Origin of the sequence: Diaphorobacter sp. HDW4B (assembly GCF_011305535.1) — a bacterium.
Lineage (GTDB): Bacteria > Pseudomonadota > Gammaproteobacteria > Burkholderiales > Burkholderiaceae_C > Diaphorobacter_A.
On record NZ_CP049905.1, the window covers coordinates 472,396 to 488,554 of the forward strand.

The following is a 16,159-nucleotide window of genomic DNA, read 5'->3' on the forward strand; positions in this document are numbered from 1 at the left end:
TCGCTACCTGTGCCCCGGGAGTGGCTTCCGCCATCCATGAGAAAATAACGGGTTGCTTACATAAAACAGAACTCAAGGAATCACGAAAATGGACGCAGAACGCATCAACCTGATTGGCACCACCCTCCAAGATCTGTCCACCCGGACAGAAGAGCTTCGGAGGTATCTTTGACTACGATGCAAAGTTTGAACGCCTGCGCACGGTAAACGCATCGCTCGAAGACCCCAACGTCTGGAACGATCCCAAGAAGGCTCAGGAACTGGGCAAGGAAAAGAAGTCGCTCGACTCCGTCGTGCTGACGCTGGAAAAGCTCACGGGTGAGCTGGCCGACAACACCGAGCTCTACGAGATGAGCAAGGAAGAAGGCGACGAAGCCGGCCTCGAAACCATCGAGGGCGAAGCTGCCAAGCTGCAGCCGCTGATCGAGGAGCTGGAATTCCGCCGCATGTTCAGCCAGGAAGCCGATCCGCTGAACTGCTTTGTCGACATCCAGGCTGGAGCCGGTGGCACCGAAGCGTGCGACTGGGCCAGCATGCTGCTGCGCCAGTACCTCAAGTACGCCGAACGCAAGGGCTTCAAGGCCACGGTCGAAGAAGAAACCGGCGGCGACGTGGCGGGCATCAAGAGCGCGACCATCAAGATCGAGGGCGAATACGCCTTCGGCCTGCTGCGCACCGAAACCGGCGTGCACCGCCTCGTGCGCAAGTCGCCGTTCGACTCGTCGGGTGGCCGTCACACCTCGTTCGCTTCGCTGTTCGTCTATCCGGAAATCGATGACTCCATCGAGATCAACATCAATCCGGCCGATGTGCGCACCGACACCTACCGTGCTTCCGGCGCGGGTGGTCAGCACATCAACAAGACCGATTCGGCCGTGCGTCTGACGCACATGCCCACCGGCATCGTCGTGCAATGTCAGGATGGCCGCAGCCAGCACAGCAACCGCGATGTGGCTTGGCAACGTCTGCGCTCGCGCCTGTACGACTACGAAATGCGCAAGCGCATGGAAGAGCAGCAAAAGCTCGAGGACACCAAGACCGATGTGGGCTGGGGTCACCAGATCCGCTCCTACGTGCTGGACAACAGCCGCATCAAGGACCTGCGCACCAACGTCGAAGTCTCCGCCACGCAGAAGGTGCTGGACGGCGATCTGGACGTGTTCATCGAAGCCTCCCTCAAACAAGGCGTTTGATACCCAGGGCCGCTCTTTGCAGCGGCCTTTATTCATCTCTGCTCACTTCAAGGAAAGATTCAAGCCATGATGAGAGAAGGACAAGCCACTGCCATTCAGCGGCTCGATTACACAGCACCGGCGTTCTGGATCGACACCGTCGATCTCACTTTCGATCTGGACCCGGCCAAGACGCGCGTGCTCAGCAAGATGCGCATCCGCCGCAACATGGACGTCGCGCCTCAGCCGCTGCGTTTGGACGGCGAAGAGCTGAACCTGGCCCGCGTGATGGTCAACGGCGGCGGCACCTCGTTCAAGATGGACGGCAACCAGCTCGTGCTGGAAAACCTGCCCGAAGGCGATGCGCCCATCGATCTGGAAATCTTCACGACCTGCGCGCCCGCCAAGAACACCCAGTTGTCTGGCCTGTACGTCAGCAACGACACCTTTTTCACGCAGTGCGAGGCCGAGGGCTTTCGCCGCATCACCTATTTCCTCGACCGTCCCGATGTGATGGCGATGTACACCGTCACGCTGCGCGCCAACAAGGCGCAGTACCCGGTGCTGCTGTCCAACGGCAATCTGGTCGACAGCGGCGATCTGGAAGATGGCCGCCACTTCGCCAAGTGGGTCGATCCGCACAAGAAGCCGGCCTATCTGTTCGCACTGGTGGCGGGCAAGCTGGTCGCGCGCGAGCAGCACATCAAGAGCCGCGCAGGCAACAAACACCTGCTGCAGGTCTACGTGCGCCCCGGCGATCTGGAGAAGACCGAACACGCGATGAACTCGCTCATGGCATCGATCGCCTGGGACGAGACGCGCTTTGGTCTGTCGCTCGATCTCGAACGCTTCATGATCGTCGCCACCAGCGACTTCAACATGGGCGCGATGGAGAACAAGGGCCTGAACATCTTCAACACCAAGTACGTGCTGGCCAGCCAGTCCACCGCAACCGACGTGGACTTTGCCAACATCGAATCGGTGGTCGGCCACGAGTACTTCCACAACTGGACAGGTGACCGCGTCACCTGCCGCGACTGGTTTCAGCTCTCGCTGAAAGAAGGCCTCACCGTCTTCCGCGATCAGGAATTCAGCATGGACATGGCGGGCAGCGAGTCGGCCCGCGCGGTCAAGCGCATCGAGGACGTGCGCGTGCTGCGCACCGTGCAGTTCCCCGAGGACGCAGGCCCGATGGCCCACCCCGTGCGCCCCGACAGCTATGTGGAAATCAACAATTTCTACACCGTCACCATCTATGAAAAGGGTGCGGAAGTCGTGCGCATGCAGCACAACCTGGTGGGCCGCGACGGCTTCGCGCAGGGCATGAAGCTGTACTTCGAGCGCCACGACGGCCATGCCGTGACCTGCGACGATTTCGTGCAGGCGATTGCCGATGCGAACCCGCACAGCCCGCTCACGCAGAACCTCGAACAGTTCAAGCGCTGGTACAGCCAGGCTGGCACGCCGCGCGTTCGCGCATCAGGCGTGTATGACACCGACGCGTGCTCCTACACGCTGACGCTCTCGCAAAGCTGCCCCGCCACACCGGGCCAGCCAAGCAAGAAACCGTTCGTGATCCCCGTGTCGCTTGGCCTGCTCGGTGCCAACGGCGCCGCCCTGCCCCTGCAGCAACAAGGCGACGACCAAGCCAGCGGCACGGAAGGCACCATCGTGCTGACCGAGCCCAACATGACGATCACCTTCGTCAACGTGGACTCGGCCCCCGTGCCATCGCTGCTGCGCGGCTTCAGCGCGCCCGTCGTGCTGGACTACGACTTCAGCGACACCGATCTGCTGAACCTGCTGGCCCACGACACCGATCCGTTCAACCGCTGGGAAGCCGGTCAGCGTCTCGGCATGCGCATCGCGCTCGCCGCCATCGCCAACCCGGCGCTGACGACCAACGCGCAAGGCGAGATCGAGCAATCCATCCTGCCGCCAGCCTTCGTGCAAGCCATGCGCGACGTACTGCGCAACCCATCGCTCGACGCGGCTTTCAAGGACCTGGTGCTCACGCTGCCATCCGAAGGCTACATCGCCGAGCAACTGGAAGAAGCCGATCCGCAGCGCATCCACGCCGTGCGTGAAGCCATGCGCGCAGAGCTGGCCAGCACCCTGCATGCCGACTGGATCTGGGCCTACGAAGAGCACCAGACACCGGGTGCCTACAGCCCCGACGCTGCATCCGCAGGTCGCCGCTCGCTTGCCGGTCACGCCCTGCACATGCTGTGTCTGGCCGCCCGCAAGAGCGGTGACACGCTGTGGCCCGGCAAGACGTACCAGCGCTTCAAGGACGCAGGCAACATGACCGACCGCTTCAACGCGCTGGCCGCGTTGGTGGGCACCGGACACGAGCTTGCCAAGCCCGCGCTGGAACGCTTCCACGCCCTGTTCAAAGACGAGGACCTCGTGGTCGACAAGTGGTTCGCACTGCAGGCCGGCACGTCCGATCGCAACGGCAACATCCTTCCCGCCGTGCGCGAGCTGATGAAGCAGCCCGACTTCCAGATCAAGAACCCCAACCGCGCACGCAGCGTGATCTTCAGCTACTGCAACGCCAACCCCGGCGCGTTCCACCGTGCCGACGGCCAAGGCTACGCCTACTGGGCCGACCGCGTATTGGAACTCGACGGCTTCAACGCGCAAGTCGCATCGCGCCTCGCACGTGCCATGGACCGCTGGCGCAAGCTGGCCGAGCCCTACCGCTCGCAAGCCAAGGCCGCCATCGAGCGCGTAGCGGCCAAGCCCGATCTGAGCAACGACGTGCGTGAGGTCATCACCCGCGCACTCGCGGATTGAGCGGACAATTCGAGATCAACGATCTGACGTGTCAGCGCGTTTTTTGACGCTCCTGACATGTTGGTCGGCCCCACAAGATTCTGTATTCAGGAGATACCAAAAAAATGGCACAACGCACCAGCCTCACGCGCTATCTGGTCGAACAGCAGCGCGTCGACGGCCTCATCCCACCCCAACTGCGCCTGCTGCTCGAAGTCGTCGCACGCGCCTGCAAGCGCATCAGCTTCGCCGTCAACAAAGGCGAACTCGGTGACGTCATGGGCACCGCAGGCAGCGAAAACGTGCAAGGCGAAGTCCAGAAGAAACTGGACATCATCGCCAACGAAACGCTGATCGAAGCCAACGAATGGGGCGGCCACCTGGCAGCCATGGCCTCGGAAGAAATGGAAGGCATCTACGTGGTGCCCAACCGTTACCCGCAAGGCGAATACCTGCTGCTGTTCGATCCACTCGACGGCTCCTCCAACATCGACGTCAACGTCAGCATCGGCACGATCTTCAGCGTGCTCAAGAAGCCCGACGGCCACCCCGGCGTGCACGACAACGACTTCCTGCAACCCGGCACGCAGCAAGTCGCTGCCGGCTACTGCATCTACGGCCCACAGACCACGCTGGTGCTGACCGTGGGCGACGGCGTCGCCATGTTCACCCTCGACCGCGAGCAAGGCTCCTTCGTTCTGGTGCGCGACAACATCCGCATCCCCGAAGACACCAAGGAATTCGCGATCAACATGAGCAACATGCGCCACTGGGACGCCCCCGTGAAGCGCTACATCGACGAATGCCTCGCCGGCAAGGAAGGCCCACGCGGCAAGGACTTCAACATGCGCTGGATCGCCAGCATGGTCGCCGACGTGCACCGCATCCTCATGCGCGGCGGCATCTTCATGTACCCCTGGGACAAGCGCGAACCCAACAAGCCTGGCAAACTGCGCCTGATGTACGAAGCCAACCCCATGGGCTGGCTCGTCGAACAGGCCGGCGGCTTGGCCACCAACGGCAAGCAACGCATTCTGGACATCCAACCCGGCCAACTGCACGAACGCGTCAGCGTGATCCTCGGCTCCAAGAACGAAGTCGAACGCGTCACCAGCTACCACGCCGAGTGATCCAGATCAGCTACATCGAAAAATTTTTCGGTATATAATCGAAGACTTCGCCGGTGTAGCTCAGTCGGTAGAGCAGCTCATTCGTAATGAGAAGGTCGCGTGTTCGATTCATGTCTCCGGCACCAAATGAAGGGGCCAGTTCGCAAGGACTGACCCCTTTTTGCTGTGTCACCGGCGTGTAACTCCGAGCAGATTATCTAGCCTAGATGCCGCCAGTTGCAAGCCCTCTGGCGCGACATGCGCGTATCGATCCACCATCGACTGCGTTTTCCAGCCCCCCAGACGCTGTAACTCCCAAGTGGGCGTGCCAGCTTCCCGGTGCCAAGTAGCAAAGGTATGGCGCAAGTCATGCCAGCGGAAATTTTCGATTCCCGCACGCTTCAACGCCGACCGCCACGCCTTCGTGTTGACCTGGACGATGGGTTCACCCTCGTAAGTGAAAACATGTGTGCGGTGATCGCCTTTACGCCGTTCAAGCACCGCCATAGCCATCGCATTCAATGGCACCGCATGCGCGTGACCATTCTTATGCTGATCCGCAGCGATCCACAGGTGTTGCCGCTCAAGGCTTATCTGTTTCCATTGAAGCCGCGTCACGTTGCCTTGCCGCAGCCCGGTCGCGACCGAGAACTCCGCCATATCGCGTAAATGCTGTGGCAACTCGCCAAGCAAGCGCACAAACTCTTCACGCGTGAGCGAACGAATACGCCCACCGCGATCGCGAAGCATCGAGACTTTCGGAATGCGATCGAGCCATTCCCAATCGTCACGAGCACGACGCAAGATCGCACGCACCAAGGCCATGTACCGATTCACCGTTGCGGGCGCAGCACCCTTCGCTCGCATCTGTCGCACTCGCTCCAGAGTCTCCCGATCCACATCGTTCAAGGCCTTGCCGGAAAGGTACGGAGCAAACCACTTCAGCATCGATATGTCCCATGCGTGAGTACGCTTGTGAGAGGTCTCATCAAGCCATCGTGCAGCAGCATCATCCCAGGTTTTCTCGGGACGAACTCCCAGCCGATCTACCTGCCATCGCTCAGCTTGCAGCTTGTCATGAAGGCGCTGCGCATCCCGTTTATTCGATGTTCCCGTACTCCTGTAGAGCGGCTTGATTTCCCCACGAATCGGGGCGAACTTCATCCACCAATATGGTGAGTTTGAACGTTTGTAGAGAGTCATTCTGGCTCCCATCGAGATCGTATGTTTGTGTCCAAGACCCAAGACATAGCATCCTTGAATCGACTCAACCGCCATATCAGTTGCTCGGAGGAATACTCCGGCAGGTCATTGAAAACAGCGATAGCCACGTCCACCATCGAATAACCCGCAAAACGTATGCGTTCAGGCTTAGGAACCGTAATTCCTTTACTCGAACTGAACCGATTGCTCCATGCATCGCCTTCGTCGTATGCCTTCATCATGTATTTCGAAAGATACGAAGCTATCTTGGATGGAGCACGGGCACTGTTGCGCTTTCTGCTTTGAACATCAATGTTCCCCCCAAAGTCACCAATCACGGAGCGCCACACGGCCCGAACAACGTTGACGTTCTGAATCGCCCCGGGTTTTCTAGACACCTCTGAGCCTCAAATCTAAGGCCCAATAGGAGGTGCTATGAGTAACCAAAGATATCCCCAAGAATTCAAGACCGAAGCAGTCAAGCAGATCACTGAGCGCGGCCATAAGGTGGCCGATGTTTCAGCCCGACTAGGCGTAAGTCAGCACAGCCTTTATCAATGGATCAAGGCTCAAGGAACGCCTGCCCATGATCGGCCGGCACAGGTGTCACAAACCGAGGAGTTGCGACGACTGAAGGCTGAACTCAAGCGAGTCACAGAGGAGCGCGACATCCTAAAAAAGGCCGCAGCGTACTTTGCCAAGCAGTCCGGGTGAAGTACGCATTCATCAAGCGCCATGAAGGTGAGTACAGCATTCGCCGACTGTGCAAGGTCATGGCTGTACACCCTAGCGGCTACTACGCCTGGAAGGCGCAACCGATGAGCCTGCGTGCAAAGGACGATCAACGTCTGTTGGGTCTTCTCAAGCATGCGTGGCTCGAGAGTGGTGGCGTCTATGGCTATCGCAAGCTGACCATGGACATGCGTGATTTGGGCGAGAGCTGCGGCAAGCATCGCGTGGCACGACTGCTCAAAATCGAGGGGCTGCGCTCACAGACGGGCTACAAACGCCGTGCAGGCATGCGTGGCGGCAAACCTGCCATCGTCGCGCCCAATCACTTGCAGCGCCGCTTCGCAGCGGCCGAGCCCAACCAAGCTTGGGTGACTGACATCACATACATCCGCACCCATGAAGGTTGGCTGTATCTGGCGGTGGTGGTTGACCTGTTCTCACGTCAGGTTGTTGGCTGGTCTATGGGCAGCCGCATCGATACTGGCTTGGTGCTCGATGCACTGTTGATGGTCTTGTGGCGTCGCAGGCCTAAGCTGCCTGTCATGGTGCATTCGGATCAGGGTAGTCAGTTTACAGGCCATGACTGGCAGGGCTTTCTGCGAGATCACAATCTGGTCTCCAGCATGAGTCGTCGCGGCAACTGTCACGACAACGCCGTGGCCGAGAGCTTCTTCCAGTTGCTCAAGCGCGAGCGTATTCGCCGCCAGATTTACCCGACGCGCGATGAGGCCAGGGCTGATGTCTTCAACTACATCGAGATGTTTTACAACCCGAAAAGGCGTCATGGCACCGCCGGAGATATCTCTCCGGTAGAGTTCGAAAGACGGCATTCCCAACGGCTCAACAGTGTCTAGGAAATCCGGGGCGATTCAAACGGAGTCACACGCCCAGAGGCATTTACAGCGCCTCAGAGACACCAAGCCACCTTCGTAATGAGAAGGTCGGGTGTTCGATTCATGTCTCCGGCACCAAGTCAGTAAAGGAAGGCCCGCTATTCAACAGATAGCGGGCTTTTTCTTTTTGCAAGGAATGTAGGCGGCACGTAGGCAACGGGCATTCTTGGCACCTTGTCCATCAGCGCCTCACCACTGACTTCGAATCCACATTTAGGATGCACGGATGTTCTTCCGTGCACTCGAAGCAGCTCATGTTCGATTGCGACACAGCTCGACGCATCGCTAGCTACGATTTCTCGGTCGCAACAACATTCTTCGAGAGAAATCCCATGGCATCCGAATACGCAAACGTCCGCTACCGCTATCGCAAGACACCCGGAACAGGCCCGTGGACCGGCAGCACCTGGTCTGGAACGGTCAAGTCAAAAAGCGAAACACTGGTGATGCAATCCCTGCGCGACAAGCACAAGGGGTATGAGATCGAACTGGTGGAAATCAAGTGGCGATGATCCCATTCCGTGCGCCTTCGAGAGCACATTGAATGCGTCCGCACAGCGAAAAAGTGACTACGAAATCCTGCTTTCAACACCGAGGCTGATGCAGGCATCTCTTGCCCGAGGAGTGTGCCGGAGCGGAGGCTGGAGTCGAAACGGAGCATGATGGTCCCTCAACGATAACTCCAGCTTCACTTGTCGAGCGAATCACATCTTGCACAACGGCGAAGGTGCTGGCGCAAGCGATTCCGCAAACACCTGCTCCACCACCGGCCGCAGCACACCATCCGCCAACTTCACCCGGCCCACATAGTTGGGCAGCAGCAGTTGGTTGTCAGCAGCGCGCATGGTGGTTTCGCCGTACAGGGTGCTGATGCGTGTGCCGCGCAGGGCCTTGCTCACGTCGGCGGGTTTGGGGCTTTTGGCCAGCTTCACACCTTCGAACATGACCAGTGCGCCGTTGTAGGCCTGGCCTTCGTTGTCGGTGGGCAGGCGGTTGTATTTGGCTTTCCATGCGGCGACGAATGCCTTGTTGCGCGGGGTGTCGATGTCGGGGTTGTAGGCCGTGTTGCCCTGCGTGCCTTCCAGTGCCTTGCCGGTGGCGTCGACTACGAAGTTCATGATCAAGGCGTGGCCGATGATTCTGGTCTTGGGGATCAGGCCAAACTCCTGCGCCTGTTTGATGAAGGCGGTGGCGTCGCGCCCTACTTCCGCCACCCAGATGGCATCGACATTTGCGGCCTTGAGTTGTGCGATGTAGGGCGAGAAATCCTTGGTGCCAAGCGGCGGGTAGAGACTGAGCGGCACCTTCTTGCCCGCCGCTTCTGCCGCCTGTTTGAACGCGGTGCCGGATTCGCGGCCCCAGGCGTAGTCGGCGGCGAGCACGGCGAAGCTGCTGTCCTTGAGGGACTTGACCCACTGGTTGATCATGGCGATGTCCATCGCATCCGAATGCACGGTGCGAAAGCTGCGCGGGCGGCAGGCCTCGGCGGTGAGCTTGTCGGACTTGGAGATCACCGAAAAGTACGCCGCATCCCAGCGATCCAGTCCTTGCGCAATGGCGAGCGAGATGCTGGATGGGATGGCACCGATGAGTAGCTTGTGCCCATCGCGCGCGAGCTTTTCTGCCACGCGGCGTCCGGCTTCGGGTGTGCCTTCGTCATCGCCTTCGGCCAGTTCGACTTTGCGACCATCCACGCCGCCCTTGGCGTTGGCTTCTTCGACGGCGAATTTCACGCCGCGCATGACCTCCTCACCTTGCTGCGCGAACACGCCGGACTTGGATGAGACCAAGCCCACTTTCACGGGTGACAGCGCTTGTGCGTGGGCTCCAAGCGGCAAAGCGGCAAGCAATGCGGAGCGTGCGAAAAGCGCGGTAAGTGCATTCCATTTCATTGGATTTTCCCTCCTGAATCGGTTGTAGTTGTGCGGTGATGTCGTTCTCAAACCATGACGTGTTCTTCAAGATCACGCAGACCCTGCGGCGTGTTGTGGACTGCCCCTTGCGCCACCACCGCCCCCTTGGCCATGGCCACGTAACGATGGGCGACGCGCGCGACCAGCGACATGTTCTGCTCGATCAACAACAAGGCCGTTCCCTGATTGGCGACGAGATTGAAGATGTCGGCCAACTGATCGACGATCACGGGCGCGAGCCCTTCCGTGGGCTCGTCGAGCAGCACCAGACTGGGGTTGGCCATCAACGCGCGGCCCACGGCAAGCATCTGCTGCTGGCCGCCCGAGAGCGCAGTGCCCGGCGTGTGTGCGCGCTCCTGGAGGATGGGGAACAGCTTGTAGATTTCGGCCACGTTCCACGGGCCTTTGCGACGTGTGGCAGCCCCCAGCAGCAGGTTTTCTTCCACCGTGAGATTGGCGACGATGCAGCGCCCTTGCGGCACAACGACCACGCCAGATTGCGCTGCATGGTAACTGCGCGGACGCTCGATATGCTGGGCGTTGAAGCGCACCCGCCCTTGAGTTGCGCCAGCCCGAGCACCGTATTGACCACCGTGGTCTTGCCCACGCCATTGCGGCCGATGAGTGCCACGCGCTCGCCTGCGTTCACCTGCAAATTCAGACCGTGCAGGATGTGCGCGCTACCGTAAAAGCCTTGCACATCCCTCACTTCAAGAATGCTGTCTTTGGTGCTTTTGCTGCTCATGCGGTGCTCCCCAGATAGGCTTCGCGCACGCGCGGATTGGCGCGCACTTCGGCCGGTGTTCCGCTGGCGATGACGCGGCCCAGCTCGAACACCGTGACGGCGTTGGAGATGCCAAAGACGACATCCATGTCGTGCTCGACCAGCAGCACGGAGACTTCCCAACGCGAGGTGAGCGCCTTCAGATGGTCGGCCAGATCGAGCGATTCCTTGACCGACAAGCCCGCCATGGGTTCATCGAGCAGCAGCACCTTGGGCCGCCCCACCAGTGCCAGCGCCAAGTCCAGACGACGTTGCTCGCCGTAGCCCAGATACTGGGCTTCCAGATGGCTCAGATGATCGAGATCCAACTCGTGCAGCACGTCGCGCGCGTCACGCACGTAGTCGCTCAAGCCCATCTTGTATGAGGCCAGCTCCACCTGGCGCTGCACCAGCATGCCGCCAAAGATGCTGGTGCGCTGAAAGCTGCGCGCCAAGCCAAGCCACGCCGACGTCGCTCGACGGCACCGAATTCGGAGACATCGTCCCCCATCAGCGACACCTTGCCGCGCGTGAGGCGACGACGCCCGGTGATCGCGTCGATGACGGTGGACTTGCCCGCGCCGTTCGGCCCGATCAGCCCGTGAATCTGGCCTTTCTCCAGCGTCAGATCGACACCGTCCAGTGCTTTTACGCCGCCGTAGTGAATGGCCACGCCTTCGGCCTGCGGTACATAGTGACTCATGCTTGCGCTCCTTGTTGCTGAAGTAAACGAACGCGCACAACGCGCAACAAGGCACCGGCAATGCCTGTGGGTGCAAAGACGATGACCACGATCAGCGCCATGCCGAAGATGCTCATCCAGTGCGTGGCATGCTCGCCCAGCACGCCTTTGAACACGAAGTACACCAAGGCACCGATCACCGCGCCCCACAACTGCCTGCTGCCGCCGATGACCACCATCATCAGCGCCATGCCGGAGAGGCTCCAGTGCAGGCTCTCTGGCGACACAAAGCCGGTGTTGAGACTGGAAAGAACCCCTGCCACAGCCGTCACAGCGGCAGACAAGGCATAGACAGCCGCGCGCGGCAGCAAGGTGGAGATGCCGATGAAGCGAGCACGCTCCTCGTTGTCGCGCACTGCTTCGGTGATGGCACCGAAGCGCCCGCGAAGCAGCAGCGTGAGCAGCGCCATGACCAGCACCAGCGCGCACCAGCAGATCAGGAACAAATTCACCGGCGCGAGCAGCTGTGTTTGCGTGAAACCGAACAGCGTAGTAGGCCAGTCGATGTTCATGCCGTCTGCCCCACCCGTGAGACCACGCGAGCGCGATGCGATGAGATAGAACATCTGCCCGATGGCCAGCGTCAACATGCCGAACGCAATGCCCGGTACGCGCACGATCACGAGGCCAATGAGAAACGCGGCAACGGTCACGCCCACCAGCGTTGCAAGCACCGCCAGTTCAGCGGGCATGATCTGCCACTGCAAAAGAATGCCAACGCCATAGTGGGCCGCGCCAAAGTACAGCGCGTGGCCAAAGCTGACCAGCCCGTTCTGCTTGAGCAGCACGCCAACGCCGAGCGCAAAGATGGAATAGATGACGGCCTGAGTGACCAGTGGCATGGCAGCGGTGTTGCCCGCCACGGCGGCCATCACGCCTCCCGCGATCAAGGCCGCGATGGTCCACGCGAAAAGAGTTCTGCTGTTCATGTTCGTCTCTTTCAGATACGGCTTCCGGCAAAGCCTGCGGGCTTCCAGATCAGCACGGCCACCATCAGCATGAACGGCAGCAGCACCGACAGATCGGGCAGATAGACAGCGCCCACGGCCTGCACCATGCCGAGCACCAAGGCCGCGATGAACGCTCCTGCCAACGAACCCAGCCCGCCGGTGACCACAACGACGAACGAGTCGATCAGTACATCCGAACTCATGGACGGCGACAAGGTGAGAAACGGCGCTGCGATCACTCCCGCAAGCCCTGCAAGCGCGGTTCCCAAGCCGACCACCATGGCACTGAGCGCATCGGTGTTGATGCCTTGCATGGCGGTGGTGACAGGATCGGTGCTGCCCGCCCGAACGAACAAGCCCATGCGCGAGAAGCGCAGCCACAGGCTCAACCCCAGCGCGACGACGGCACCCACCACAATCAATCCAATGCGATACACCGGCAAGGACGCGCCCATCACCTCGACCGAGAAATTCAGCACGTCGGGCAAAGCCACGGACAGATTGCTCGTGCCCCACATCGTCTGCACCAGATCTTCGATCACCAGCAGCAGCCCGAAGGTGACCAGCACCACGCTCAGCGGATCGCGATCCTGCAGCAGGCGAAAACCGTAGCGATCCAGCAGCACGCCCAAACACCCCATCAACATGGGCGCAGCCACCAGCGCCATCCAGAAATTGCCGTGCAGCGCAATGCTGTAGCCCAGATAAGCCCCGAGCATGTACAAGGACCCGTGGGCGAAATTCACCACGCGCCGCAGCCCGTAGATGAGCGCCAGCCCCGAACACATCACGATCAGCAATGCGCCGTAGACCAGCCCGTTGAACAAGTTGATGACTGACATGGTTGTGTCTCCTCCCTTGATGAAAGCGGTCGCGTATTCGCCGCTCATTTTTGTTGGCAAGTGGCTGCTTCGAATCAGCGCTGAACATTCCATCCTGGCATGTCTGCCGCGCGCATCAAGCAGGTTTGCTGCGACACGATCAGGTGCCCCGAAGCTGCCAGATAAGCAGAAAATTCAGGGTGCGTATCGCGGGCCAGGCAGCGCCGTTCGTAGTCCGCCAGATCGTCGTAACCCCACAGATGAACGAACTGGTTCTGCGGCCCCACCCAGGTGGTATAGAAGCCCAGCGGAGAGCCCAGCGTCTGCATCAGCACCGGCATGGCGAGCCGATTGAACACGTCCAGAAACTCGGGCATCTTGCGCAGCGCAATCGTGTAGATGCGATGGTCGATCAGGGCTTTGCTGCTCATGCCATCTCCCGGTTCGCACGCGCCATGTCGGCGATGTGATTGGCGGTCACGTAGCCAAAGGTCATGATCGGCCCCAGCGTGATGCCCGCGCCGGGGTAGTTGCCGCCCATGATGCTGGCGCGGTCGTTGCCCACCGCATAGAGACCGGGAATCGGCCAGTTGCCTTCGGTGACCACCTGCCCCTCCACCGTGGTGCGCAGACCGTCGAACGTGCCCAGATCCCCCATCACCACCTTGAGCGCGTAGAACGGTGCCTTCACCACCGGCGCAACGCAGGGATTGGGATGATGCTCGGGATCGGCCAGATAGCGATTGAACGAGGTACTGCCGCGTCCGAACTGCGTGTCCACACCATGCACTGCGCCCTCGTTGAATTCGCGCACGGTGGTCTCCAGCGCATCCGCATCGATGCCCGCCTTGATCGCCAGATCGCGCAAGCTGGCACCTTTCGTCAGATACCCCTTCTTGAGCAGATCGGACTTTGGCAGCGGCGCTGGCTTGGCGTAACCAAGGCCATATTTGTCGAGCGTGGACTGGTCGCAGACCAACCACATCGCCGTGTCACCATCGTTTTGCAAGCCTCGATCATGGCCGCACCCACGTCGTGATAGGACTCGGACTCGTTGCAAAAGCGCTTGCCGCTTCGCGTCACTCCGATCACGCCCGGCTTGTAGCGATCCAGCAGATGCGGAAACACGGCCTTGCTGCCGTCCGCACGCGGCACCAGCGAAACAGGCATCCACGCGGCTGCGGATGGATAGCGGATATCGAGCTGCCCGCCGACCGCTTCGGCAAGACGGCTACCGTCGCCGGTGTTTTCCTTGGGTGCGGGCGAATGGTGATTTCCGCCGCGTCGCACATGCACAAAGGCATCGGCCACACGTTCGCGATCCTGCGGAAAGCCGCCGCACGCAAGCACCACGCCGTGTCGCGCCTTCAGTTGCAGTTTGCCTTGCGGGCCTTGTGCAAGCACGCCGCTGATGCGCCCATCATCCTGCTGCAAACGCAGAACGCGCGTGCTCGTCAAAATGGGAATCTTCAAGTCAAGCGCCGATTGGGCCAAGCGTGCCGCCAAAGCATTGCCGCTGGTGACATGAATGCCGCGCCGATACAGCAGCAGTTCCTTGACATGATTGGCCAGCCGCTGAACCACATAAAGCGCCGACGTCAGCGATTTGGTGGCGCGGAAGAAATGCTTGAGATCGGCGTTGGAGGAATTGAACATCATGCCGATGAAGGTGATGGTCTGAAGCGGCGGCCGCAGTCTTGCCATGTCATCGCCCAAGCCGCGAATATCGTAGGGCTCCGCCAGAATCGAGCGGCCCACATCGACGCCGCCGGGCACCGTCGGGTGGTAGTCCGGGTACAGCGTGGGCACAAATTTCACGGCGGTCTCGCGCTCGAAGAACTCCACCATTCGAGGAGCGTTGTCCAGAAAGGCGCGCACAGCCGGCTCGTCGTAGAACTCACCCGTTTCGTTGCGAAGATAGCGCTCGGTCTCTTCGCGGCTGTCCTGAATGCCCGCGCGTGCCGACACCGGATTGCCCGGAACCCACAGCACGCCGCCAGAAAACGCCGTCGTTCCGCCGAACACATCGGCCTTTTCCAGCACGGCAACTTTCATCCCGCGCTTGGCCGCCACCACGGCGGTGGACAATCCGCCCGCACCGGAGCCGACCACGATCAGGTCGTAGTCGTCTTGCGGATGGGTTTGCCTGTCGATATGCAATGTCATTTCATCTCCCCGTTCAATGACTGCGCACCAACGGCTGGCGAAAATCCCGGCCTCGGCACCATGTCCATCAACATGGACGACATCCCGCCGTCCACCATGATTTCGGCGGCGTTCACATACGACGAGCGCGGACTGGCCAGAAACGCGGCAACATGCGCGATGTCTTCAGGCTCTCCGACGCGCCCGCTCGCAGTCGCGGCAGCGCGGGCACTCTCCACGCCTGGCTGCGCGTAAAAGTTCGTGGTCAACGGCGTGCGGATCATTCCGGGGCAGATCACATTGCTGCGCACACCGCTTGCGCCCCATTCGATGGCCAACTGCTGCGACAAAAGCCGCACGCCCGCCTTTGCCGCGCTGTAGGCACCGCTGTGCCCCTGGGGAAAATGCGCGGCAATCGATGCCACATGCACCATGCTCGCGCCCCCTTGTTTTCCGTGGCTCTGCAACTGCGATGCAAAGGACTTGGCGCACAACCAATAGCCGCTCAGATTGACCGAGAGCACCTGGTTCCAGTCGTCGAGCGACAAGCCCTGCAGCGCGCCGGACCGCAACACACCCGCGTTGTTGATCACTACCTGTGCAGCACCCCATTGCTCGCGCACCTTGAGCGCGGCGGCTTGCAATTGCGACTCCTGCGAGGTGTCGCACACCACCGTCAACACCTGTGACGACTCAGCTTGGGTCTTCGCAACCAACGCATGCATGGCATCTGCGTTGCGATCGATCAGCACCACCTTGGCATGGTGGGCCAGCAGTTCCTTGACGATGGCCTCGCCGATGCCGCTTGCGGCACCAGTCACCACACAAATGCGATCCTGAAGCTGCAGCCAGTCTGCGGGGCTTGAACGATGGGTCATATCGGCTACTCGACAACAAAGTGAAGTGCCGAATTTTGAAAGTGATGAGCACCGATGTCC

13 protein-coding genes, 1 tRNA gene and 2 pseudogenes are annotated in these 16,159 nt (G+C 60.5%); 6 read left to right on the forward strand and 10 right to left on the reverse strand.

Features of this window, described 5'->3' with window-relative positions; translation table 11 throughout:
* Window positions 1–88 precede the first annotated feature (88 nt).
* From prfB to G7048_RS02230, 4 genes are all read left to right on the forward strand, one after another.
* A protein-coding gene (gene prfB / locus G7048_RS02215) for a peptide chain release factor 2 (protein ID WP_166066590.1) occupies window positions 89–1,193 on the forward strand; the annotation gives its coding sequence in 2 pieces (ribosomal slippage) (window positions 89–169 and window positions 171–1,193; 1,104 coding nt in all).
* Between the two features lie 69 nt (window positions 1,194–1,262).
* Entirely contained in the window at window positions 1,263–3,971 is a 2,709-nt protein-coding gene (gene pepN / locus G7048_RS02220; RefSeq protein WP_166070745.1) for an aminopeptidase N, read from the forward strand.
* A 104-nt stretch (window positions 3,972–4,075) separates the two neighbouring features.
* The gene (locus G7048_RS02225) at window positions 4,076–5,080 is read left to right on the forward strand and encodes a class 1 fructose-bisphosphatase (protein ID WP_166066591.1); all 1,005 of its coding nucleotides are present in this window, start codon (window positions 4,076–4,078) and stop codon (window positions 5,078–5,080) included.
* 49 nt (window positions 5,081–5,129) lie between these two features.
* Window positions 5,130–5,205: transfer RNA gene (locus G7048_RS02230), tRNA-Thr, on the forward strand.
* A gap of 43 nt (window positions 5,206–5,248) precedes the next feature.
* On the opposite strand, the gene G7048_RS02235 is transcribed toward G7048_RS02230, so the two are convergent.
* Window positions 5,249–6,262: a site-specific integrase gene (locus tag G7048_RS02235; RefSeq protein WP_166066592.1), complete on the reverse strand. Its 1,014-nt coding sequence runs from the start codon at window positions 6,260–6,262 to the stop codon at window positions 5,249–5,251.
* A 435-nt stretch (window positions 6,263–6,697) separates the two neighbouring features.
* Between G7048_RS02235 and G7048_RS02240 the strand changes: the two genes are divergently transcribed.
* Window positions 6,698–7,848, forward strand: a protein-coding gene (locus G7048_RS02240; RefSeq protein ID WP_166066593.1) for an IS3 family transposase whose coding sequence is annotated in 2 segments (ribosomal slippage) — window positions 6,698–6,944 and window positions 6,944–7,848 — 1,152 coding nt in all. Because the reading frame shifts where the segments join, the coding sequence is not laid out codon by codon here.
* Between the two features lie 371 nt (window positions 7,849–8,219).
* The gene (locus G7048_RS02245) at window positions 8,220–8,399 is read left to right on the forward strand and encodes a hypothetical protein (RefSeq protein ID WP_166066594.1); all 180 of its coding nucleotides are present in this window, start codon (window positions 8,220–8,222) and stop codon (window positions 8,397–8,399) included.
* 192 nt (window positions 8,400–8,591) lie between these two features.
* On the opposite strand, the gene G7048_RS02250 is transcribed toward G7048_RS02245, so the two are convergent.
* The 9 genes and pseudogenes from G7048_RS02250 to G7048_RS02285 all read right to left on the reverse strand — a co-directional run bounded on the left by G7048_RS02250 (window position 8,592) and on the right by G7048_RS02285 (window position 16,099).
* The gene (locus G7048_RS02250; RefSeq protein WP_166066595.1) at window positions 8,592–9,779 is read right to left on the reverse strand and encodes an ABC transporter substrate-binding protein; all 1,188 of its coding nucleotides are present in this window, start codon (window positions 9,777–9,779) and stop codon (window positions 8,592–8,594) included.
* Between the two features lie 47 nt (window positions 9,780–9,826).
* Window positions 9,827–10,545: pseudogene (locus G7048_RS02255) on the reverse strand (ABC transporter ATP-binding protein).
* On the reverse strand, window positions 10,542–10,979 hold the full coding sequence (locus G7048_RS28655) for an ATP-binding cassette domain-containing protein (RefSeq protein ID WP_256376554.1): 438 nt from the start codon (window positions 10,977–10,979) through the stop codon (window positions 10,542–10,544). Before G7048_RS28655 ends, G7048_RS02255 begins: the two are co-directional and overlap by 4 nt.
* The gene (locus G7048_RS28660) at window positions 10,931–11,266 is read right to left on the reverse strand and encodes an ATP-binding cassette domain-containing protein (RefSeq protein WP_256376555.1); all 336 of its coding nucleotides are present in this window, start codon (window positions 11,264–11,266) and stop codon (window positions 10,931–10,933) included. Before G7048_RS28660 ends, G7048_RS28655 begins: the two co-directional genes overlap by 49 nt.
* Window positions 11,263–12,234 carry a branched-chain amino acid ABC transporter permease gene (locus G7048_RS02265; protein ID WP_166066596.1) on the reverse strand — a complete coding sequence of 324 codons (972 nt, stop codon included), beginning with the start codon at window positions 12,232–12,234 and terminating at the stop codon, window positions 11,263–11,265. The genes G7048_RS28660 and G7048_RS02265 overlap by 4 nt, the downstream gene beginning before the upstream one ends.
* An 11-nt stretch (window positions 12,235–12,245) precedes the next feature.
* A complete protein-coding gene (locus G7048_RS02270; protein WP_166066597.1) occupies window positions 12,246–13,097 on the reverse strand; it encodes a branched-chain amino acid ABC transporter permease in 852 nt (283 codons plus the stop codon).
* Between the two features lie 74 nt (window positions 13,098–13,171).
* Window positions 13,172–13,507, reverse strand: a complete 336-nt coding sequence (locus G7048_RS02275) for an NIPSNAP family protein (protein ID WP_166066598.1) — start codon at window positions 13,505–13,507, stop codon at window positions 13,172–13,174.
* Window positions 13,504–15,242, reverse strand: a pseudogene (locus G7048_RS02280) (FAD-dependent oxidoreductase). Before G7048_RS02280 ends, G7048_RS02275 begins: the two are co-directional and overlap by 4 nt.
* A complete protein-coding gene (locus G7048_RS02285) occupies window positions 15,239–16,099 on the reverse strand; it encodes an SDR family NAD(P)-dependent oxidoreductase (RefSeq protein WP_166066599.1) in 861 nt (286 codons plus the stop codon). The pseudogene G7048_RS02280 and the gene G7048_RS02285 overlap by 4 nt, the downstream one beginning before the upstream one ends.
* Window positions 16,100–16,159: the final 60 nt, after the last annotated feature.

Excerpts from the sequence above, each read along its gene's own strand:
- G7048_RS02245 (WP_166066594.1), top strand. The coding sequence starts at position 8,220 with ATGGCATCCGAATACGCAAACGTCCGCTACCGCTATCGCAAGACACCC.
- G7048_RS28655 (WP_256376554.1), bottom strand. The coding sequence starts at position 10,979 with ATGCTGGTGCAGCGCCAGGTGGAGCTGGCCTCATACAAGATGGGCTTG.
- pepN (WP_166070745.1), top strand. The coding sequence starts at position 1,263 with ATGAGAGAAGGACAAGCCACTGCCATTCAGCGGCTCGATTACACAGCA.
- G7048_RS02225 (WP_166066591.1), top strand. The coding sequence starts at position 4,076 with ATGGCACAACGCACCAGCCTCACGCGCTATCTGGTCGAACAGCAGCGC.
- G7048_RS02275 (WP_166066598.1), bottom strand. The coding sequence starts at position 13,507 with ATGAGCAGCAAAGCCCTGATCGACCATCGCATCTACACGATTGCGCTG.
- G7048_RS02270 (WP_166066597.1), bottom strand. The coding sequence starts at position 13,097 with ATGTCAGTCATCAACTTGTTCAACGGGCTGGTCTACGGCGCATTGCTG.
- G7048_RS02250 (WP_166066595.1), bottom strand. The coding sequence starts at position 9,779 with ATGAAATGGAATGCACTTACCGCGCTTTTCGCACGCTCCGCATTGCTT.
- G7048_RS02285 (WP_166066599.1), bottom strand. The coding sequence starts at position 16,099 with ATGACCCATCGTTCAAGCCCCGCAGACTGGCTGCAGCTTCAGGATCGC.
- G7048_RS02265 (WP_166066596.1), bottom strand. The coding sequence starts at position 12,234 with ATGAACAGCAGAACTCTTTTCGCGTGGACCATCGCGGCCTTGATCGCG.
- G7048_RS02235 (WP_166066592.1), bottom strand. The coding sequence starts at position 6,262 with ATGACTCTCTACAAACGTTCAAACTCACCATATTGGTGGATGAAGTTC.
- G7048_RS28660 (WP_256376555.1), bottom strand. The coding sequence starts at position 11,266 with ATGAGTCACTATGTACCGCAGGCCGAAGGCGTGGCCATTCACTACGGC.